Origin of the sequence: Actinoallomurus sp. NBC_01490, assembly GCF_036227085.1 — a bacterium.
GTDB lineage: Bacteria > Actinomycetota > Actinomycetes > Streptosporangiales > Streptosporangiaceae > Actinoallomurus > Actinoallomurus oryzae.
Genome location: NZ_CP109433.1, coordinates 11,035,384 through 11,056,848, shown reverse-complemented (window position 1 = coordinate 11,056,848; position 21,465 = coordinate 11,035,384). Strand labels below are relative to the sequence as shown.

Sequence of the window (21,465 nt, the reverse complement as noted above, 5' to 3'; positions counted from 1 at the left end):
AGGCCACATTACAAGTCTGGCCATCGCGGCATTCATCATTATCTATCTGGGCGGGCTATCGCCGCCATCATCTGATTATACACTCTAAGGAAAGCGATGACCCGACGCACCCATGCCGCATACGGAAGTCGTCGTCAGATCCCAGGGCTACCATGGCGGCGTGTATTCCGGCTGACTGGACTCCTTGTCATCGTAGCCGCCCTTGGCTTTTATTGTTACTCCGCTCAGGAGACTGTTCGGCGTATCTCCGGTGACCACTACCCGACGGAGCGATCTCGGACAGCCCATGAGGCTCCCATTCGCCATATACAGCTCGCAGCCGCCCGCTTGCCGCAGAGCCCGGATAACCCAGAGGTGGAGAAGACCAAGGACCCTTGCGATCAGCGAACAGGTCCACTTAAAGATTTCTGTGATAGCGGCAATGACAAGCCTAATGAAACTGCCGCACCAGACGTTACCACCTCCCCCTCTCCCAGCAAGACCCCGAAAGAGGAGGATACCTCGGACCCATGTCGCCTAGTGAAAGGTCCGGCCAAGGATTTCTGTCAGAGTGGACCTGACGATGCTCCGCCCACCGTAGACACGCCCCTTGACCCCCTCACTCAAATGGTTCAATTCGTTACGGAATGGACCCATAAAACTTCGCTCTATGTCCATGTGTGGCTGATGAGCCAGTTTATTAAGATTCCCACCCCGGTGCTCAGCGATCAGCCGGACAGTGCGTTCGTGTTTCTACGCGAGAAGGCCGCTGGATGGTGGACCGGCGTCATTGCGTTGGGTGGGATTTTTATTGCGGGCAGTTTGGGAGCCATCCAACGCAAAGGCGAGCCTTTTAAGAAAATATTCTCTGACCTTATCTACCTTGTCTATGTCACGTTCCCTGTGGTTGCGATAATAAATCTTGCCAACTTGGCTGGTGATAAATCCTCAACATGGCTCTTGAATCAGGCGACGCCGGACCAGAACTGGGCTGCGCACTGGTTGGGTGGACTTACGGCCGCGGGTTTGCCGACCGAGGTCGCAGGAACCGGACCCCTTCCTGCGACTATGATCCTTATTATAGTTGCGCTCGTATCGATCGTAACGCACCTGGTGCTAATCGCGATGATGTATTTTCGAAACGTGGCCATGCTGACACTGGTTGGGTTGTGGCCAATTGTGGCTGCAGCCAGATTTAGCGCGATCGGAAAAAGACTTAGCAGTTGGGTGGCCAGTCAGGTAGTCTTCTGGTCGATCTGGAAATACATTATGGCGGTACTCCTCGCTGTAGAGGAAAAACTACTGACCTCCCAATATGCGACTGAAAATTATATGGGCATGGCCCTCGGCCTTGGTATGGTCTTTGCTCCGTTCGCGATTATGCGTGCGATAGTGCCCGGAATTACGGAGGTCGACAGCGCCGGCCAAGGTTTCTTCAGTTCCCTGCGCAGAGTCGGCCATCTTGTGTACGGAGGTACCGCTCAGAACTTCGCCCATGGCCGCAACATTGCCTTTCCTGGTGGGTGGCCAAAAGGTGGACTTGGTGCAATCGGCCGACGTCGTCGTCCGGGAGACGGCCAAAACAATCAGGGTAATGATCAGCCCTCTCCGCGTAATGGTCCGACTGGGCCCAGGCCTGCTACGCCTGCCCTCCGCCAGGCGAGTAATGTCGACCTTAAAAAATCCCCGGTAAAAAATAGGACAGATTGGTGGAAAGATACGCCTACCCTGAATCTCGACCTTAAGAAATCTCCGGTAAAAAATGCGACAGGGCCTGCAGTGGATACGCCTACCCTGAATCTCAACATTAAGAAACCTCAGGTGGATACGCCCACCATTAACTTCGGTCCTCCAGTAAATTCACCACCTCGGACGCATTCGAGTGGTCCCGGCAGCAATTCCAGTCCGCCCTTGATGACTTGGTCGGCGTTCAAAGCCTCACAGGAACGCGCCCCCGGAAGCGGTCCAAGCGGCAGCAACACGACCTAAAGGAAATGGGGTGTGCTGAGTGACAACCAACTATCGTGAACCTACTTACGGAAACTGGCGTAAGCCGGTCTCACCGGGGATCGGGCGGCTCGGGCTGGTCGGCACCTTGATTCTCATGGGCGGGCTGGTCATGGTCACGATGATCGCGATGGTGTCGTTCCTGGCAGGCATGATCGGTGCTGTTGTGTTGGGGCTGATCATGCTGCCGCTGGTGATCCAGGACCGGCACGGCCGGACCGCACTCCAGGCGATTACGGCCCGGGTCGCCTGGTGGTGGGGGCGCTCCCAGGGCTGGCACCTCTACCGCTCAGGACCGCTGGGCATTACCGGTCTCGGCTCGCACCGGCTTCCAGGGCTGCTTGCCCAGTCTCGGCTGATAGAGGCGCGCGACTCCTACGGGCGCCCGTTCGCCTTGGTCGTGATCCCGGCCACCGGGCACTACACCGTGGTGTTCGAATGCAACGCCGACGGCGCGGCGCTGGTCGATCAGCAGCAGATCGACACCTGGGTTGCCTATTGGGGGAATTGGCTGGCCTCGCTGGGCTACGAACCAGGTTTGGTCGCCGCGAGTGTGACCATCGAGACGGCCCCGGATATCGGGACCCGCCTCCGGGAGGAGGTCGACGCCAACGCCGATCCGAACGCCCCGGAGCTGGCCCGGGCGGCCCTGGAAGAGATCGTCTGGAACTACCCGGTGGGCAGCGCGCGGCTCTCCACCCGTGTCACAGTCACCTATTCGGCCGCGCCGCGGCCCGGAGCCAAGCGCCGCGACGAGGCCGAGATGGCTCGGGAGATCGGGACCCGTATCCCCGGGCTTACCTCCATGCTGGAGATGACCGGCGCTGGAGCCGCCCGCCCGATAACCGCCGACCGACTCGCGCGGGCCGTGCGGGTGGCCTACGACCCGGAGTCGCAGCCGGACTTGGAGGCCGCGGAAGACCAGGAAATGCGTTGGGAAGACGCAGGGCCGGTAGCGGCGCAGGAATTCTGGGATCACTATGTCCACGACTCCGGCCGTTCCATCACCTGGGGCTTGTCGGAGGCGCCCCGCGGTGAGGTGCTGTCCAGCGTGATGACCGGGCTGGTATCACCGCACCACGACATCACACGTAAACGCGTCACCTTCCTCTACCGTCCGCACGATCCGGCCTCGGCGGCCCGCATCGTGGAACGGGACCGTAAGGACACGCGGTTCCGTCTCAACGGCGCCGCCCGGGACGAGGTCGCCGTCGTCAGCAGCGATCAGGCGGCTCTGGAGGAGGCCCGGGGCGCGGGGCTGACCCGGTTCACCATGCTCGTCACCGCCACCGTCCGCTCGGCCGAAGAGCTTCCGCTCGCGGCGGCCGCCATTGACACGCTCGCACCGCCCGCACGGGTGCGGTTGCGTCGCATGTACGGGTCCCAGGCATCCGCGTTCGCGGCGGCCCTGCCGTTGGGCATCGTTCTTCCCGATCATCTCAAGGTGCCCGCTGTGGTGAGGGAGTCCATGTGAGCGGTCCATCGGAATCACTCCTTGACGCCGCGGGCGGCGAGGCGCCCGCACCGGACGCCCGCGGCAAGGGCAAAAAGACGAAGCAGCAGAAGACCGGCAAGACAGTGCGCAAGCCCGGATTCCGGGGTTTCAGCGGCCGCGGCGGTGGCCGGGCCTCCTACGTGGAGACGCCTCCGGAGTGGCGCGGGACCACTGTTCAGGTGTGCGGGCTGTGGCCGTTCGGTGCGGGGTCAGGGACGCCGATGGTGGGCGTGCCGCTCGGCCGGGAGCTGACCACCGGCGCCGCCCTGTGCTGCGATCCGATCTCGTGGTTCCAACGCGCCAACCTGATCCACAACCCGTCCGCCCTGGTGCTGGGAAAGCCCGGGCTGGGCAAGTCGACCCTGATCCGTCGGATGGTGGTGGGGCTGGCGGGGTACGGGGTGTTCCCGTTGGTGCTCGGCGACCTCAAGCCCGACTACGTCGACCTGATTCGGGCGATGGGTGGGCAGGTCATCAAGCTCGGCCGCGGGCTGGGATCACTGAACGTGCTCGACCCCGGCGCGACGGCCTCAGTGGCGGCCAGGCTGCCGGAGCAGGCCCGGGCCAAGCTGGTCGCCGACGCGCACGGCCGTCGGCTCAACATCGTCGCCGCGCTGGTCACGATTCTGCGTGGGGTCCCGATGGCCGACACCGAGCGCACCGTCCTCAACGCGGCGCTGCGGACGCTGGACGAACGCCACCCGGGCGTGCCCGTACTGCCCGACCTGATCAAAGTGATTGACGAGGGACCGGAACGGCTCCGGGCGGTGACCCTGTCCCGCGGAGACGAGGGGCGCTACCGCCAGGCCGTCGACCCCTTGCACGCCTCGCTGCTCGGGTTGCTGGACGGGCCGATGGGGGAGACGTTCGCCCACCAGACCACCACCCAGATCCAGCTGGACAACCCGGGCGGCGTCTGCATCGACATCAGCGGGATCGACGACGCTGACGCCGAACTCCAGGCCGCCGTCCTGCTGGCGTGCTGGTCGGACGGGTTCGGCGCGGTGGAGGCCGCGCATGCGCTGGCAGATGAGGGCTTGGCGCCTCAGCGGCACTTCTTCGTCGTCCTCGACGAGTTGTGGCGGGTCCTGCGGTCCGGGCGTGGCCTGGTGGATCGGGTCGATGCCCTCACACGCCTCAACCGGCAGCGCGGCCTGGGCCAGGTGATGATCACGCACACCATGGCCGACCTGCTGGCCCTGGCCGACCACGCCGACCAGCTCAAGGCCAAGGGCTTCGCCGAACGCGCGGGCATGGTGATCTGCGGCGGCCTGCCACAGTCAGAAATGTCCATGGTGAACGAGGTGGTGCGGATGTCGTCCGCCGAACAGGGCATGATCGTCGATTGGTCGACACCGGCCTCCTGGGATCCCACCCTTAACCAGGACAACGAACCCCCAGGTCGTGGCAGGTTTCTCGTCAAAGTCGGCGGTCGCCCCGGCATCCCATTCAAGGTCGAGCTCACCTCCGTCGAGAAGGACGTCAACGACACCAACAAGCGCTGGATCCACTCGACCACGAGAACCTCGACCAGCATCACCTGATCGGCGCCTGCAGTGAGGTCGACCACAGCGCCGAGGGGGCAAGGGCTGTATCCACGGACGTGGCGTGGTGGTGTAAGAGCATCCGCAGATCAGAGTCGTGGTGTGAGACGGCCATGACACCAACGGCAAGGTTGCCGGCAGAGGCATGGTCAGCCGGGGCGTCGATAACGAGCCGAACGCGCCTCTGGATTGACGGGGCAACGCATGGGACCGACGATCCGGGCAGTCAGTGTGCCCAGATCGACCCAGGACGGAAGAACGCCGGCCGGTGACTTCCTCCCTCTTTCATCCGGCGCCTGCCTCGCGGCCGAGGCGCAGCAACCGCAGGCTCCTGCTGTTGTCCCTGGTCGTCGTGTTCGCCCTCGTGGCTGGTGGCATTGCGGCTTTTTCGTTGCTCGTCGATGAGGCTCTCGACGAGGAGGTGAAGCGCGATCGCACGTGCTGCTGGGACAAGCACGCCACCGTCGCTTCGGTCGCAAGACGGATCGGCATCCGGATACCGACCTCGGCCATCGATCGACGGGCAGGTGTGAAGGAGAACGACCGTCAAACCGTCGCGGTCATCGCCTTCACGGTGCCGACCCGCCTCGCCGAGTCCTATCTGGCACGGCTGGTACCCGAGGACGAGAGAATGGTCGCCCCGACATGGCCTGACGGCTCTGCTCCGCCGGAGCCGGACTCCACGTTCCGGCACCTGGGACTGCCGGAGCCCTCCACCGTGGGACCGCACTCGGGCGTGCGTACCGTGAATCTGTGCCCCGACGCGGCCGGCAAAGAGGCCGTCCACCTTAAGCACTGCGTCGATGTGTACCGGCTTGCGGTCAACGGGACAGCCGACCGGACCCGGTTGTACTTCCGATCGGTGGTCGCCGGACAGTGAGATTGCCGGGCCCCTCCTCCGTCGTCTGACAAGAGCGTCTTGATCCGCAGTCGACGGCGGCGCATGGCCGAGGCCCAAGGACCGATGAATTACTTGACGGACGGACGGCTGCCCTCACTGTCTCAGGGGACCGAAGTCTCCACGGTTGCATCACTCGACGAAGGAGCAACGTCGTGCTGCGCAGCGGAGAGCGCGTCGTAGCAAACCACCTCGCGGACCAACCCCACAACCCGCCATCGTGCCCGTCCCCGACGGAGAGGGCTCGAATTGTCGAGCCGACGACATTTCAGGAGCCCGATCAGTGAACAGCCCTGAACCTCGCCATGCCAAAGGAAGTCTTTTGATGCAGACACAAGCACCCGGATCGCCTGCGGGGAGTGCGGCACGCGAGGCCGCTCTATTCCAGCTCGCCGACGCCGCTCGGATTCTCGGCCTCGACGACGGGATGCACGCCGTGCTGGCGTCGCCGCGCCGGTCGTTGACGGTGTCGGTGCCGCTGCTACGCGACGACGGCACCGTCGAAGTGTTCAAAGGCTATCGCGTGCAGCACAACCTGGCACGCGGGCCGGCCAAGGGCGGGTTGCGCTTCCATCCGGAAACCGATGTGGACGAAGTGACCGCGTTGGCGATGTGGATGACGTGGAAATGTGCCGTCGTCAACATTCCCTTCGGCGGGGCGAAGGGCGGTGTCACCCTCGATCCGAACAGATTGTCCGCGCGTGAGGTGGAGAGAGTGACCCGCCGGTACACGAGCGAGATCCTGCCTCTTATCGGTCCCGAACGGGACATCGCCGCACCGGACGTGGGTACGGACAACGGAACGATGGCGTGGATCATGGACACGTACTCGGTCAATGCCGGCTATTCCGTCCCGGGTGTGGTCACCGGAAAGCCGCTCACCCTGGGCGGTTCGGCAGGTCGGGCCGGCGCGACCGCGCGCGGAGTCGTCATCGCAGCCCTGGCCGCCCTGCGTGATGCCGGCCGGTCCCCGGAAGAGTGCACGGCGGCCGTGCAGGGGTTCGGCAAGGTCGGCGGCCTGGCCGCACAGTACCTGTCCGACGCCGGCATCCGGGTGGTCGCGGTCTCCGATGCGATTGGTGCCTGCCACCACGACAGCGGTCTCGACATCGCCGCCTTGCGAAGAGACCTCGCTGCCGAGGCGATCACCGTCGCGGAGTTCGAGGGCGGGCAGCCCATCACCCACGACGAGCTGCTCACACTCGACGTCGATATATTGGTGCCGGCGGCCTTGTCCGGCGTGTTCGACGAGAGCAATGCTGATCGGGTAAAAGCCTCGCTGATCGTCGAGGGCGCCAACGGCCCGACGACGCCGGCAGCTGACCAGATCTTCGCTGATCGTGGCGTTGTGGCCGTGCCCGATATTCTCGCCAACGCCGGCGGCGTGATCGTTTCCTACCTCGAATGGGTGCAGAACCTTCAAGCTTTTTCATGGAGCGAAGAGGAAGTGCACCTGCGACTGCGCAACCTCATGGATATCGCCTACTCCGAGGTGGCGTCCATCAGCCGTGAGCGGGGGATCACGTTGCGGCAAGCCGCGCATGTCCTCGGGGTCGGGCGGGTGGCGACAGCGGCCCGGCTCCGGGGCATGTATCCGTGAAACGCGGCCGGCTTGCCCCCGACGAGCGGGTTCTCATCATCGATGACGAAGAACAACTCGGTGAGCCGGTCGCCTCTTTCCTTCGTGACTGGGGAAACGACCCCGCGCGATTGACCCGTCCCGATGACGGAGAACTCCGGCCGCTCTTGCTGACCGGCGCCACGCCGGACGTGGTCGCGATCGTGTCCCGCGACGACATCGTGGCCCTGCGGTACGCGCTGCTCGTCGAGCACCTCAGGCCCGGTATCCGGCTCATTGTCACGATCTTCGATCGGACCACGGCCGGTGAAGTCGCCCGCAGCGTGCCCAACTGCACGGTCCTCGGCATGACCGACGCCATCGTGCCGAGTCTGCTGGCGGCGTGCGTGGATGAGGAACTGTCGAGCATCGTCCGCGTGGACGGGCGCCTCGTGGCGGCCACGAAGGACGGCAGCATCACACCTGCGCGGGTGCCGGTCAACCACAACCGGTGCCCGCGCGGGCTGCTCGGCCGGTACCGCGCGTTGGACACCTCGTCGCGGGCCCTGGTGCTCAGCTTCGCCGCGCTATTCACGATCCTGGGACTGGAAGCGCTCCTCGGCGGGCTCGTGTTCCACGATCGCTGGTACGACGCGATCTGGCAGTCCACCCGTGGCCTGACCACCGTCGGCTCGGCACCTCGCGCGGAACACGGACCGGCGTGGTACAAGCTGCTGTCCACCGGGCTCATGCTCGCGGCTCTGGCGATGGTCGGCCTGTTCACCGCCAGCCTCGTCGACCGTACCACCGGCCGGCGGCTGACCGGCATACTCGGCTCTCGCGCCGTACCGGCGCGAGAGCACGTCATCGTCGTCGGGCTTGGTCAGGTCGGCCTGCGGCTGTGCGTCGAACTGAGAGAGCTCGGCATCCCGGTGGTCGTCATCGAACGCGACGAAGAAGCCCGATGCCTTCCGCTGGCGCAACAACGTCGTATACCGGTGATCCTCGGCCGCGGCGGCAACCGCTTCCTCCTCGAGCGTGCCGGGCTGCACCACGCCCGGGCTCTCGCCGCGGTGTCCTCGGGAGGGCTGGAGAACATCTCCGTCGCGGTCACCGCGCGTGCCGTCGCGCCCCACCAGCGGATCGTCCTGCGAGCTGGTGGAAGCGACGACATAACCGACGAGTCACGTTCACTATTCCGCATCGGTGCGGTATGCGACACCGCGAGAATCATCGGTGCCCTCGTTGCATGCCATATAGCCGGCGAGGCGCCGGTCAACGTCTTCTTGATCGGGGCGCGAACCTACGCCTTGTTCCCCGGGGGCCGAGTTATGAACCTCGCGGCCTGGAGCGACACCGCCATGGGATGAATATCCGGGTCAGGTGGTGAGAGTTAGCCCGTCGGTGGTAGGGGAGACCTCCAATTGCCGGAGACCACGTTGAGTGAAAGTAGGCGAAGCCGCCAAGGAAAGTAGTCGCCTTCCCCGTGATCGGTTGACAACTCGGAGCGGCACAGCACTGTACATCTGTGTGGTCGGCTCCTCGCCCCCGTAGGTGCCCGCGCCATCCCGCCCGTCCCGGGCGTTGCCCCCGTAAGCCCGGGACGGGCCCCGGCGCGACGAGGGTGCACTGGTCGCCGACCGCAGCGTGGAGGCGGCGAAATCCGCGCTCGTCGTTTCGTGGGTCCCGGATCGGAATGATCCGCCACGGAAGCCGGCGATGGAGAAATTCTCGGTGTACCCCGACTGGATCGCGGGGTCCGGCAAAAGGAGGGAGCACGGGATGGGGACGCGAGGGGTCGCATGGACGCTAGTGATGACCGGCGCCGTGGCCACCGTCATCACATGGATCACCAGCTCCGATATCACCGTGCGGTTCACGGCGACCATGGCATACGGGCTCGGTCTGGTGATCCTGACGATGGCCACGGCGATCATCGTGACCACCCGGAGACAGGCCCCCCGCGCGGTCCGGTAAAGACGCGGAGTCTCCGCCAACCCATCGGCGCGCCGGGTGGCGGTGCTGAGAGTGAGCTTGCCCGCAGCCGGGGAACTTTCGGAGGATAGAAGCAGGATGTTGGGTCACATGGTGGCGGCGCTTACGGAGGTTAGCCCGACGCCCATCCCACGAGGGCCGGATACGCAGGGCCTTGCGGACTGGCTAAAGACGTTCTTCGGGCCGCTGTTCCTGGCCGCCGTCGGCATCGTGGCACTGTTCTTCCTGTTCACCCGCGAGGTTACGCGCTTTGCGCAGTTCGTCGTCCTAGCCCTCGTGATCGCGGTGATCTTCTATTACCCCGGGATAATCGCGACCACAGCGAAAGGAATTGCAGGCGCGCTCGGTGTTCATGGCTGAGCCGGTTCGGTCAAGAAGGCGTGATCAACAAAAAAACGGCAGTTCTGGGGGCAACTCCGTCTACGTGGACGTTTGAGTACAGCTCAATGGCGGCGCTGACGAAGGCTACTACCGTGAGTACGCGGGACCGGTGTATATGACCTCGGACTGTGTCGACTGGGGCGGCCGGTACGGCTACGGCAGCGGCGGTGATCCAACCGCTGCAAACTATTGCTTCGTGCATTTTTCCGTGCCCTCTCAGGGTTGTGTAAGTGGCGCATGCTTAGCTGAACGGGGCGTCGCTGGGCACTTACACGTGAACTGCTTCCTCAATAGACGGGAATAGCTTTGTCTCGTCCCGTGTTGGCTAGCTGTCGTTGGCTGCGGGTGAGTGCCTTTGTCCTCACCGTCGCGTTTCTCAGTGGCAGTCTTTGGGCGTTGAGATGGTCGGGTGATCTGTCGACGGCGACGCCGGACACTTTCTGGTACGCCCGAGACGCTTTCCGGTATGCGGGGTACTCGGAGGCGAACGCCGACTTGGCCGCAGCGAAAATCACCTGCGGGGCGATGAGTCATGCTCGCGACCGCCGGAAGGACTTCGACAGCTGTTTGCTCAAGCGGAGCGATCTGCCGGCCAGGGCGCCGGTTCGGTTTCAACGGATCTTCACATCCCGTCCGGGCTATGCCTTGGCGATGGCGCCGCTGGTGCGGGTGATGGGTGGGGCGGGATTCCTGGTCGGCTCAGCGTTGCTCGGTATGGCGTGCGGTGCCGCCGTCGTCGTACTGGCGCTGGCGATAGGACTGCGGCCGACGCAGGCGTGGTTGGCGCAAGTCGCTTTTTACTTGCTACCTACCGGACTGTGGGTCAGCCGGATGCTGGCCGAGGCGCCGATGGTCTTGTGCGTGCTGGTGGCGACGATCGGCACGGTGCTGCTGCTGCGCGGGCATAGAACGATCTTGGCTACAAGCCTGCTGATCACAGGTCAGATCTGCTTGTGCGTGGTCAAGCCCGCCAACGCGGTCGCGCTGGCGGCGGCGTTACTGGTTTTCGCGGCGGTGCGGGCGCCCTTCACCCACGCGCGACGGGATTACCTGCGCGTCGCCGCGAGCGCTGGAGTCGTACTGGCCGGCAATCTCCTATTGAGCGGGATGCTGGGCCTTCCTGGGCTGAACGAAACGTTGCAAGACACCTTTACCGACCATTTCCGACGTCCCGACGTCACCGACCCTTGGCATCGGCTGGCTGTGGCAATGGGTCGGCTATGCGGAGAGCACATCACACTACAAATGCTGGACAACCCGCTTGTTCCAGCGGCATACGTAGCCGGGGCGGCCGGTTTGTTCTGGCGGGCCCGGTCCGAGATCGCAACACTGCTGTTCGCTGTCGGGTTGACGGGCGCAGTGGTCGCCTTGATGCACCCGCTTGCCTCTGAAACCGCCCGACTCGCGGTGGTGACATGGATACCGGTCGCCTTCGGCCTCGCCGTCCTGATGTCGGGCTCTCACGGGATTGGGATCCAACGCCAAAGGCGTTCGCCCTCCGAACCGCCGGCGAATGCGGGCGAAGACCCATCGGCTTCGACCGCCTCGCTCTCGTGACCGCGACCGCTGCAAGCGAGCGCACACCGTGCGGCATTCGGTCGGGTCCCTGGTCGATGTTCTCGAGTTGCGGGGAACAGAGGCTTACGGACTGTACATCCCAGGTTCTTCGAAGAACAGGGAGGATTCGCGATGGAGTTCAGCCGGAACGACGCATTCATCATGGCCGGTGAGGGGGTCGCCGAGCGCCTCCGGAGCGGCACGATCACCAGTCGTGAGGAGTGGCAGAACGCGATGGCCGACGCGTGCGAGGCGGTCGACCAGCAGTTCCCACTCGACGCCGCGTAGGAGTAGAAGCCTCTGCTCGGCACTGGCAGGAACAGCCCTTTCCGCCGTTAGAAGGGAACTCCTGCCCCTCGCCGCACATCTGATGTACGGTGCCCGACGCTCCATCAGTCGGCGCCCGCCCTACCCGGGGTTTCCGTAGACCGCGAGATCCGCCTTAGTAGAGGATGAAATGCGTTCGGTGGTGAAGACGGCGGCGATGCGCTCCGCAGCGATGTCATGGGTCGCTCTGCTGGTAGTGCTCGCCGGCTGCAATGGAGGCTCGCACGGAGCAGGTACGGATCAGCACACTGGCCGGAGCGGCCGGCCCACCGGAACCTCGGCCAGCGCTTCGAGCACGAGAGATGTGATCGCGTCGGCCCCACTGGCGCTCGCCGAGGGGAAGGCCCGGGTTGACCTGTTGTCCGTCGACCGCGGAAGCGCGAACTCGGTGGTCGTACGGTGGCGTGAGGTCAACGAGGGCAACGAGTCGTTCAGCGGCTCGGGAGACTTCACGCCGCAGTTCGTGACGCCGGGAGCGGGTAATGTCCGTGGCGTCACGCTCGTCGATCTGGTGACTAATAAACGCTATTATCCGCGCGTGCAGGCCGATCAGTCCCAGTCTTGTCTGTGCACGAAAATAGACTCTTACCTGCAAGTCGGCCAGTCCAAAGAGATGTTCGCTGTATTTCCCGCACCACCGCCAGACGTCAAGACCGTCACGGTCGCGATGCCACTCGCGCCGGCCTTCACCAACGTTCGCGTCGGCGACGGGCCCGTTGCCATGCCGGATGGGCTCGATCCCGGTAAGCTCCAGCTCGCACCTCCACAGATCGACCCGCTGATCAGCACGATCGACGGTGATGAGGAATCGGTCGATGACGGCGACGAGCAGCGCGTCGAGTTGTCTTCCGACGTGCTGTTCGCCTACAACAAGGCCGACGTCACGCCGAAGGCCAAAGCGATACTCACCGGCGTGGCCAAGAAGATCGACGCCTCGCCGAGCTCCACCGTCAAGATCGACGGGCACACCGATAGCAGCGGCAGCGACGCGGTCAACAAGCCGCTGTCCAAGCGCCGGGCGGAGTCGGTGGAGCGAGAGCTGCGCGGCTTGGTCACCCGTAAGGGTGTCGGCTACCAGACGGCCGGATACGGTTCCACCAAGCCCATCGCCAACAACAACACCGCCGAAGGCCGAAAGAAGAACCGCAGAGTGACGGTGACGTTCGCCAGGCCCAAGCCGCCGGCGGTGAAGCCGACGGCGCCCGCTTCACCGCCGTCCACGGCTCCCTCGGGCAGGCCCATCGCGACGGCCCAGCCCGTGGACCCGAAACTTCAATCCGTCAAGGTCGACATCAACGCCCTGACCCGCGACCCCTCCGGCCTGACCCAACTGACCTGGACGCTGACCTCCACAGGCAGCGAGAAGTTCGCAGCGTTGATGTTCAGCCAAACCGGCAACACAGCCGCGAAAATCGATTATTTCAAGGACAGGAACTACAAGGGCGGGCTCACCGCCGGAGTCACGCTCTACGACGAAACCGGCAGGCTGCGCTACTGGACGCTGCGCGACAAAAACAACTACTGCCTCTGCTTCGATAGTATGGCCATTGGAAAGGTGAACTTTTCGCAGGGGGAAAGCGCGACGTACTATAACCTCTTCAAGGTGCCGCCCGAGGTGCGGAGCATCACCGTCGAGATCCCCGGATACGCCCCCGTGAAGAATCTGTCCCTGGGCTGACCGGGGCACGTGCGTGGGCTTTCGCCAACCACCCACAGCGTGCAGGTCTGCTCGACCTCCTCCCGGAAGGGCTGACCGACTCCCTCGGAGGCTCGGCGTCAGTCCCCCTACCCCATGGCACCCGGCAGGACGGGCCAGATGGAAGCGAACCAGGAAGAGACCATCACTCCTGAGTAGATGTCGGCTCGGCGTCGTCGACGGCTATCAGTCGGCTCGGCTCGTGGCGGTGAACCTGCTCGCGACGGCACGCGCCGAGTTCGGCAGCCTCGACCAGGTCGTATGACTGGCCGGCTATGTCAACTGCGTACCCGGATTCGCCGTGGTCGACGAGGCGTCTGACCTGCTGGTTGAAGTATTCGGAGAGGACCACGAAAGTCGATCAGTCGTGGCCGTTCTGTCGTGGCGCGAGCCGCAGGGTATCGTCCAGGCCCGATGACGGAGGTGAGCGGACGAACGTGAAACCGACAGAACCGGCCTCGATGATTCGCTTGTCACTGGACAACTGTGATACGCCGCCAGATCGTGGGTTCGAGCTCGGATACGTGACCGTGCAGTGCGGGAACAACGTGTACAGCTCTCGTGCCCGTGGTCTCGTCATGATCTATCTGGCGGCCACTGATCTGCTCGATGGAGCCCGTCTTCTGCTGACCCATCCTGACAGCAGCTACGTGTTCATCGGGGCCGGAAGCGATTGGAGCTTCGCCGTTCGCCGGACTCGTCACCGAGGACTGCAGGTCACCACCCCGGCAGGAGCAATGCTCGGCGTCGTACCTCAGCGGGATTATCTCGTCGCCGTATGGGATGGGGTCCAGCAACTCATCACCGAACGCCCACCGGCCCACGGCGCGGCGTGGTCGGACCTGTCTGCGGCCATGGACGCCTATCCAACCCTTGATAAGCCTCGACTGAAGGTCCAGGAAGCCCGGAGCCCGGGCAGACGTCGCGCCCGACCGCGGCGGCCAGGCGACCAGCGTTCCGAACCGTAGAAATTCGTTGATGGCTGATGCGATCGGTCCTAGCGTCCTGTTCGTCGGTGGGTTGGGACGCGGCGCTTCGACTCTGACAAAACGGATCTGGGTGAGCTGCCGGGGCCGTACGGTGTTCCGCACGCGAGCCGCTCGCCGAGGCGGTGCTCGCCCGAGTCCGGAGATGAGCAGGATGCCGACAAGCATCCAGGACGAGCAATGGTACGCCAGCGTAGAACTGAGTCAGAACTTGAGAAATATACGTGGCCGTCCGTCGGGTACTCCCGATAACGGCGTCGGCTGATGCGACAGCGTCCCAGAGTGGCCGGCAGTCCCGATTAACGTCGTTCGGAGTAGACGCGCAATGCCTGGTCGCGGTCACCGGTGTCTCGGCATTGGCTCTCGTTCCGGCCGAGATCCGATTCGGGCCTTCCTCGTGGGACGACATGACGACCGACGGGCAGATCATGGCGCTGTGGCAGTTGCCGGCTGCGGCGGGCGGCCCGGTGGGCCAGCTGTGTGCGCGACCGTCGTCCAAGCCTTCTTCGACCTCGTCGGTGCGGACCATCACAATCCGTAGCTTGGTCCGCCGCGCTTGGGCACACGCCGCCGGGACACCCATCCCTAACGCCGCCAGTGACAGTCACCAATCTGCGCGACCTCTTAGCCACCCTACTGATCGCCCTGGTTCTCACAATGTGAGAATCTTCTCGGTCGGGCTTGCCGGACGTGTTGGGAAGCGAACTCTACGTTGTGTAGATGCTATTCGGTCCCAAAGAAGCGGAAGAGCAATGGGCCTTGGCGATGGAAAGAACGCTTTTGGGGGAGAGGGTGCCCGATGCTGTGGGCAACTAATGGAGTTCAGGCGAGAGAGGGATGGGACTGTAACTCACGAGTGCCAACAGTGCAATTCCCTGATTAATCCGCTAAGGCTCCAGAAGGTTAACACCTGTCGCCGTCAGAGGTGAGTGCGATGGAAACATGGACCAACTCGCACATAAACGACGAGTTGGGTAGTTTCATGCAGGTGCGATGAGGGCCGCTTCGTCACCTTTTTCGCCATCGCCTACGGGAGATGAACCGGGCAAAAGATCATACGCAATCCTCACGCCGACGACGACTTGGTCGAACGCGCCAGGATGATGAACCGTCCGGCCGCTATCGGGCGGCGGTCGGCCTACACCCGCCCAACCGCCTACGGCGCCCCAGATGTGACGGCTGCCCGCCGATGGGGACTCGTCGCGCACGACGTGGCCTGCGTGGTTCGTGTGACTTCGCAAGCGGACCGCCAAGCGAGCGCTGCCGCGCCGATCTTACGCACCTCTAGCCGGTCCTGTGCCGGTCCGGACAGTAACTGTGTGGAAATCGAACTGTGTGGAAAACGTGGGGGACGCGATGACCGAGCCGCAGGTCACGGGCGAACTGGCCGCCATGCGGGCCGAGTCGCCAGGCGCGGGCGTCACGGGCGGCAAGAACGCCACGATGATCGGCCTGGCTACGGGGGGCCTGGCGCTCGCGGCCCACGACCCGGTGGATGCGGGGACTCGCAGGCCGTGGCCGTCCCGGCCGCCGCGAAGTCGGTGCTGCTCGCCGTCATCAAACCGCGGCTGGTCTCCTCCTGGTCAGGACTGTCGCGAATCGTGCACCGCGCAGGTCGACATGTAGTGGCCGGTCGTCTTCACCGCCGCCGCGCCGGCCCGGCCGGACGGGCACCTTGTCGACCCGGCCCGCCACTCCCCGCCGAAGCCCAATGGATGATAGATCATGACACCCACCACCGGCCCAGCGCCCGCGACCATGCTGACCGACACCGTCCACGCCTACCTGGAGGAACTCGACCAAGCCGCGCGCGTCGCGCTGATCGAACGAGACACCGCCCGGCTGGCCGCTCGCGCCCACATGCTCGGTGGCTATGCACCTGTGGGATCCACCCATGCAGCTGAGGGAGCGCGGAACTCTCCGAGCCATGTGTTGTGGCATCGTCGGCACGAGGACTTGGCCGAGGCTGTCAGGCGGGCAGAAAGGCAGGTCGGGCTCGTCGCGTGCTGGTACGCCCGCGCCGCGTTGGTTGCCTGCCGTGCGGTGCTGGCCGGCCAGACCATTACCGGTCGGGAGCTGGAGGCGGTGACGCCGCGGAGTTGCCCCGACCACTCGGTCGGCGAGGAGGGCCAGGCCACTGGTTCGGCCTCGCGGCCGCAATGCCGGCCTGACCTGCCCGAGATCGGCGCACTCGACACCGGCTACGACAACCTGGACCGGCCCGTGCGCGCGGCTCAGAAAGCGCTGCAGGCCGCGAGCCCCGCCGCGGTGTCGGAGCTGCTCGTCGAGTGGGCCACCGCAGTCACCCACGCCGCGACTTACGGCCGGTCGATCGCCTACGGGCACCCCCAGCCCGACATGGCCGATTAAGTTGCCCGCCGTCTCGGCCGAGGGCCCCGCACCAGTCCGAAGGCGTGGGGCCCATCACTTGGGAGGGCGGGAGCGCAATCAGAGCCGGGGAACCTTACCTCGTACCCGGTGATCGCCATCACTCATACGCGAGCGCAGGTCAGAGCGTTAACCCATCTCATGGTCGGGTTGCTTGAGCGGGCCTGTAGGCGGGTGTTGCGGGGCGGAATTCGGCATTCCGAACGAAGAACCGTGAAACCGAACTGGTACTTCCGGACAAGTACTGATTGACCGCCTGATCTTCGGCGCGCGAGATCGCCGCGCGCGGGACCGGGCCGTCCAACCTTCATTACGCCGACAGCGCCCCGGGGGTCGCGTGTATCTGTCCACGGTCCAGCAAGTCACCTCGCCAGAGTCATCCGCGGCCACGCGCCCGAAAGCGGGCAGGCACATCCTGTTCGGCGCCGTGCTCACCATCGCGGCTTGCCTGCGAATCGTCACGATGCTCGGCTACCGGCCGGGGAGCATCTACTACGACGATTCCTACTCCTACCTCGACATCGCGCTGCACCCGCGCCCGGCGCAGGGGTTCCGCAACACCGGTTACCCGCTCCTGCTGTGGTTACTGCGCCCGTTCCACAGCATCCTTGTCGTGCTGACGGTCCAGCACATCCTGGGACTGGCGATCGGCGTCATGATCTACGCGCTGCTGCGGCGCAGGTCCGTACCCGCCTGGGGTGCGGTGCTCGCGACGGTGCCTGTGCTGTTCGACGCACAGATGCTGCAACTGGAGAACGCCGTGCTCTCCGACACCTGGTTCATCTTCCTCGTGGTGTCCGCCGTCGTCACGTTGATGTGGCGATCCGGCCGGCCGTCGGCCCGCGCCGCCGGAGGGGCATGCCTCTTGCTCGCACTGGCGGCACTCACGCGCAGCGTCGGTACGCCGCTGCTGCTGCTGCTCGTGCTCGGCTACCTGGCGGTCGCACGCGTCGGCCGGCGCCGGTTCGCCGTGGCGGCCATCGCCGGCCTGCTGCCCCTCGCCCTGTATGCGGCCTGGTTCAGGGCCGAGAACGGCACGTTCGCCCTCTCCCAGGTCGACGGGGTCTCGCTGTGGGCGCGGACCATGACGTTCGCCGACTGTGACAAGATCAAACCCCCGGCGGCCGAAGCCCCGCTGTGCCCCAACGGGACACACGTGGACGCGGCATCGGAGTACGTCTGGGCACCGGGTGCCTCACTCAACCGCATGCCCGGCGGCGCCATCCGCAACAACGACCTCGCCCGGTCCTTCGCGCTGCACGCGATCGCGGCCCAGCCATTGGCCTACCTCGGGGATGTCGCCGGCGACGTCTCGCTGGCCTTCCACTGGACCCCGGCTCGTCACCCCCTGCGGGTGACACCGGCCTATGGCTTCAAGAAGGGCTCCTGGTCCCCATCAGGGCTCCCTCCGTGGACACGGCAGACCCTGGTCGCGTACGACCCGAGTGCCACCGGTCCTTACCACTCGGTCGAGCCGTACGCCGGATTCCTGCGCGGCTATCAATATCCCGCCTACCTGCACGGCCCGTTCCTCGCGGCGATCCTCCTCGCGGGTGCTCTCGGACTGCGCCGCAGCACCCTGCTGCCGTGGGGGACCGCGGTCGGCCTGCTGGTTCTGCCGGTCGCGGTTCTCGACTTCGACCATCGATACGTGCTGCCGGTGGTACCGGTCGCCTGCCTGGCAGCGGCGTTGGCGCTGACGCGGACCCGCCGGCGGGGTCCAGCGACATGACCGCGCCCGGAGCTCTGCGCGAAGCATCCGAGCCGCGCGCAAGGTGTCACCGGCCGTCAGGGCTGAAGGACCAACAGCGTTTTCGCTGTCCTGGACTACGGCTATTACGAGCACCCGCACTGGCGTCCGAACCATACACAGAGCCGGCTGTTGACGAAGCGTCGTGTTCCTGGACTGTGTATAGAGAAAGGTCGCCTTCATCGCATGCTGTATTAGGGGAGAACATGCAGGTTAGCTTGCGTAAGGTCGTCGCCTTCGCGGCGGTGTCGGCGCCTATCCTGGTGTCGACGCTGGCCGCTCCAGCCCTGGCATCGCCCGCCGCCAGGGCATCTTTTCAGAGAAACGCCCCCCTGGCGCTGACGTTCGGCGACCACGGATCGGCGGTGAAAAAATTGCAGGAACGTCTGGCGGCGCTGCACTACGATCCTGGGGCGATCGATGGGATATGGGGTAACAATACCAGTATGGCCGTGTGGGCGTTTCAGAAGGCCAACCGCATCACTCCGGCGTCGAGAGCCGGTAGCAAAACCCAGGCTGCGCTCGCCAATCCACGGACGCCTGCACCCCTCGTGCCAAAGGGGGCCAAGAACCGGGCGGAGGTCGACATCAAGCATCAGTTGCTTTACGTTTATCGGAGCGGTCGTATTGTGCTGATCAGTCATGTTTCTACCGGCTCCGAAAAGCGCTACTTCTCCCAAGGTTATTGGAGTGTCGCGCACACGCCCCGCGGCAGCTTCTCGGTCTACCGGAAGGCTCCGGGCTGGGAGACCGCACCGCTCGGCGTACTGTACAAGGCCAACTACTTCCTCGGAGGCTACGCTATTCACGGCGAGCCTGAGGTGCCGCTGCATCCTGCTTCTCACGGCTGCGTGCGGGTGCCGATGCATACCTCGAATCTAGTGGCGGCACTGCTGCCGATCGGCACGCGTGTCTACGTCCGTGGATGATGTGACGTCGCCGGCGTGTCAGCCAGTAATCAGGGCAGGCGTCGCCAAGGCTTAGGACTTCGAGCGGTGTTTGCTCTCCGGGGGAGGCAACGGGAGCGGCGGTGACGCGTAAGGATGCGTCCGTGACTGCTCCGGGCGATGGCTGTGAAATGTTGGTTCCTTGCGGGCGGACCGGTACTCACATTCGGCTTAGCGGGCTGCGGTGGCCTCACGGGATGCGCTCGTGTGCCTCGTGGTTGGAGAGGAAGCGCCCGGGCTCTCGGCGACCATCGGTGTTGAGACAATTAACGGTGACGGGGTTGCGGAGTTTGTACAGTCCCTTGATATCGACCTGCGGGAGATGCAGGGAATATGCGCCGCTTCTGTATCCGGGGCGGCGCGGGTGACGCTCAGGTCGGCGGACTAGCGCGCCGGAATTCACCATAAGAATCAGACAGTGCCTTCTAGTGGAAGAGTGCCAGCGTCTTGCTGCGGCGGTCCGCTGACGCTAGGGTACTAACAGTACCCTAAAAGGCGGTGGGGTAAGCCCGGTCATCCTTCGCGCGGTGGCTTCGATTCTCCAGCATGGGCTCGGAGACACAAGGAGGCTGTCTGTGAAGCGCGACCGCCATGGCGTCGCCAGGCCACGCGTCGTCCCCCCGCACCGGCTCCCTCTCCGCCCCGGCCTGGCCGGGGGCCGTCCTGAGTGAACCCGACTTGTCTCAGAGGAGCGGATAATGACGACGGCGAAGCCTTGGTCCGACGTGTTCGGCACGCCTGACCGCCTCGACATCTCGCCGATGTTCGCCTGGCTGCGTAGGGAACAGCCCCTGTGCCGGGTCCGCCTGCCGTACGGCGAGGCCGCCTGGTTGGTCACCCGCTATGAGGACGCCAAGGTCGTCCTCGGTGACCCGCGGTTCAGCCGGGCCGCCGCCGTCGATCGTGACGAGCCCCGTGTGCGGCCCCAGCGGGGAGTGTCCGGCGGTCTTCTTCGCCATGACCCGCCGGAGCACAGCCGGCTGCGGAGGCTGGTGGCCAAGGCGTTCACCGCCCGGCGTGTCGAGGGGCTGCGGCCCCGTGCCCAGCAGATCGCCGACCAGCTCATCGACCGGATGATGGCCCAGGGGCCGCCGGCCGAGCTGGTCGAGGACTTCGCGCTGCCACTGCCGATCACCGTCATCTGCGAGCTGCTCGGGGTTCCCGTCGAGGATCGGGTTGACTTCCGCCTGTGGTCCGACGCGTTCCTGTCCACCACCAGGTTCACGCCGGACCAGGTGACCGAGTACGTGGGCCGGATGAGGGAGTACATGGCGGGTCTGATCGCCGAACACCGGGAGACGCCGCGAGACGACCTGATCGGCGCCCTCGTCACGGCGCGCGACGAACAGGACCGGCTGTCGGAGGAGGAACTGCTGGCGATGGCTCAGGCGATCCTGGTCGCCGGTCACGAGACCACGGCCTCCCAGATCCCCAACTTCGTCTACACGCTGCTGACCCACCCCGAACAGCTCGCGGCCCTCCGCGCCGATCCCGGCCTGATCCCGCAGGCGGTGGAGGAGCTCATGCGCTACGTGCCACTCGGCAGCTCCAGCCGTGCACGCTACGCGCTCGAAGACGTCGAACTGAGCGGCGGAACCGTACCGGCTGGAGATCCCGTGCTGGTCTCGCTTGAGGCGGCGAATCGGGACGAATCCGTCTACAGCAACGCCGACACGCTCGACCTCCACCGTCACGAGGTCTCCCAGATCGCTTTCGGGTACGGCCCCCACCGCTGCCTCGGCGCCCAGCTGGCCCGGATGGAGCTTCAGGTCGCCCTCGGCGCGCTGCTGCAGCGGCTGCCGGGTCTGCGGTTCGCCGGCACCGAACAGGACATCGTCTGGAAGACCGGAACGGCCACACGTGGCCCCGCCCGGTTGCCGATCACCTGGGACAGGCCGTAGGCCGCCACCGGCCGGACGGAGGGGCGATCAGCTGTCCCCACAAGACTGCTCCCACA

Annotated in this window: 17 protein-coding genes; 16 read left to right on the top strand and 1 reads right to left on the bottom strand. The window is 65.0% G+C overall.

Annotated features, from left to right (window positions below; all coding sequences use genetic code 11):
- Positions 1 to 354: 354 nt before the first annotated feature.
- The 11 genes from OG417_RS51010 (at position 355) to OG417_RS50960 (ending at position 13,419) form a co-directional block, all read left to right on the top strand.
- Complete coding sequence (locus OG417_RS51010) at positions 355 to 1,968, top strand: hypothetical protein (RefSeq protein WP_329246100.1); 1,614 nt, start codon at positions 355 to 357, stop codon at positions 1,966 to 1,968.
- Between the two features lie 19 nt (positions 1,969 to 1,987).
- Positions 1,988 to 3,460, top strand: coding sequence for an SCO6880 family protein (locus OG417_RS51005; RefSeq protein WP_329246098.1), 1,473 nt, complete (start codon positions 1,988 to 1,990; stop codon positions 3,458 to 3,460).
- Positions 3,457 to 5,025 (top strand): ATP/GTP-binding protein, encoded by a 1,569-nt coding sequence (locus OG417_RS51000; RefSeq protein WP_329246095.1) that lies wholly within the window; start codon positions 3,457 to 3,459, stop codon positions 5,023 to 5,025. The genes OG417_RS51005 and OG417_RS51000 overlap by 4 nt, the downstream gene beginning before the upstream one ends.
- A 337-nt stretch (positions 5,026 to 5,362) precedes the next feature.
- Positions 5,363 to 5,905, top strand: coding sequence for a hypothetical protein (locus tag OG417_RS50995; RefSeq protein ID WP_329246093.1), 543 nt, complete (start codon positions 5,363 to 5,365; stop codon positions 5,903 to 5,905).
- A gap of 301 nt (positions 5,906 to 6,206) precedes the next feature.
- A complete protein-coding gene (locus tag OG417_RS50990) occupies positions 6,207 to 7,523 on the top strand; it encodes a Glu/Leu/Phe/Val family dehydrogenase (RefSeq protein WP_329246090.1) in 1,317 nt (438 codons plus the stop codon).
- Between the two features lie 110 nt (positions 7,524 to 7,633).
- Entirely contained in the window at positions 7,634 to 8,851 is a 1,218-nt protein-coding gene (locus OG417_RS50985) for a potassium channel family protein (RefSeq protein ID WP_329246088.1), read from the top strand.
- A gap of 445 nt (positions 8,852 to 9,296) precedes the next feature.
- Positions 9,297 to 9,458: a hypothetical protein gene (locus tag OG417_RS50980; RefSeq protein WP_329246084.1), complete on the top strand. Its 162-nt coding sequence runs from the start codon at positions 9,297 to 9,299 to the stop codon at positions 9,456 to 9,458.
- Positions 9,459 to 9,566: 108 nt separating this feature from the next.
- The gene (locus OG417_RS50975; protein ID WP_329246081.1) at positions 9,567 to 9,836 is read left to right on the top strand and encodes a hypothetical protein; all 270 of its coding nucleotides are present in this window, start codon (positions 9,567 to 9,569) and stop codon (positions 9,834 to 9,836) included.
- A gap of 366 nt (positions 9,837 to 10,202) precedes the next feature.
- Entirely contained in the window at positions 10,203 to 11,414 is a 1,212-nt protein-coding gene (locus OG417_RS50970) for a hypothetical protein (RefSeq protein WP_329246078.1), read from the top strand.
- A gap of 132 nt (positions 11,415 to 11,546) precedes the next feature.
- Positions 11,547 to 11,702: a hypothetical protein gene (locus OG417_RS50965; protein WP_329246076.1), complete on the top strand. Its 156-nt coding sequence runs from the start codon at positions 11,547 to 11,549 to the stop codon at positions 11,700 to 11,702.
- 169 nt (positions 11,703 to 11,871) lie between these two features.
- A complete protein-coding gene (locus OG417_RS50960) occupies positions 11,872 to 13,419 on the top strand; it encodes an OmpA family protein (RefSeq protein WP_329246073.1) in 1,548 nt (515 codons plus the stop codon).
- Positions 13,420 to 13,582: 163 nt separating this feature from the next.
- Here the strand turns inward: OG417_RS50960 and OG417_RS50955 are convergent, their stop codons facing one another.
- A complete protein-coding gene (locus OG417_RS50955) occupies positions 13,583 to 13,789 on the bottom strand; it encodes a hypothetical protein (protein ID WP_329246069.1) in 207 nt (68 codons plus the stop codon).
- Positions 13,790 to 13,874: 85 nt separating this feature from the next.
- On the opposite strand from OG417_RS50955, the gene OG417_RS50950 reads away from it, so the two are divergent.
- From OG417_RS50950 to OG417_RS50930, 5 genes are all read left to right on the top strand, one after another.
- Complete coding sequence (locus OG417_RS50950) at positions 13,875 to 14,405, top strand: hypothetical protein (protein ID WP_329246067.1); 531 nt, start codon at positions 13,875 to 13,877, stop codon at positions 14,403 to 14,405.
- A 1,743-nt stretch (positions 14,406 to 16,148) separates the two neighbouring features.
- Positions 16,149 to 16,793, top strand: a complete 645-nt coding sequence (locus OG417_RS50945) for a hypothetical protein (RefSeq protein ID WP_329246065.1) — start codon at positions 16,149 to 16,151, stop codon at positions 16,791 to 16,793.
- A 355-nt stretch (positions 16,794 to 17,148) separates the two neighbouring features.
- Entirely contained in the window at positions 17,149 to 18,543 is a 1,395-nt protein-coding gene (locus OG417_RS50940; RefSeq protein WP_329246062.1) for a hypothetical protein, read from the top strand.
- A 236-nt stretch (positions 18,544 to 18,779) separates the two neighbouring features.
- Positions 18,780 to 19,490, top strand: coding sequence for a L,D-transpeptidase family protein (locus tag OG417_RS50935; protein ID WP_329246059.1), 711 nt, complete (start codon positions 18,780 to 18,782; stop codon positions 19,488 to 19,490).
- A gap of 716 nt (positions 19,491 to 20,206) precedes the next feature.
- A complete protein-coding gene (locus OG417_RS50930) occupies positions 20,207 to 21,409 on the top strand; it encodes a cytochrome P450 (protein WP_329246056.1) in 1,203 nt (400 codons plus the stop codon).
- The last annotated feature ends 56 nt before the right edge of the window (positions 21,410 to 21,465 follow it).

Coding starts and splice junctions, on each gene's coding strand:
- OG417_RS50945 (WP_329246065.1), top strand. CDS start 16,149: ATGACACCCACCACCGGCCCAGCGCCCGCGACCATGCTGACCGACACC.
- OG417_RS50980 (WP_329246084.1), top strand. CDS start 9,297: ATGACCGGCGCCGTGGCCACCGTCATCACATGGATCACCAGCTCCGAT.
- OG417_RS50975 (WP_329246081.1), top strand. CDS start 9,567: ATGGTGGCGGCGCTTACGGAGGTTAGCCCGACGCCCATCCCACGAGGG.
- OG417_RS50960 (WP_329246073.1), top strand. CDS start 11,872: ATGCGTTCGGTGGTGAAGACGGCGGCGATGCGCTCCGCAGCGATGTCA.
- OG417_RS50930 (WP_329246056.1), top strand. CDS start 20,207: ATGACGACGGCGAAGCCTTGGTCCGACGTGTTCGGCACGCCTGACCGC.
- OG417_RS50965 (WP_329246076.1), top strand. CDS start 11,547: ATGGAGTTCAGCCGGAACGACGCATTCATCATGGCCGGTGAGGGGGTC.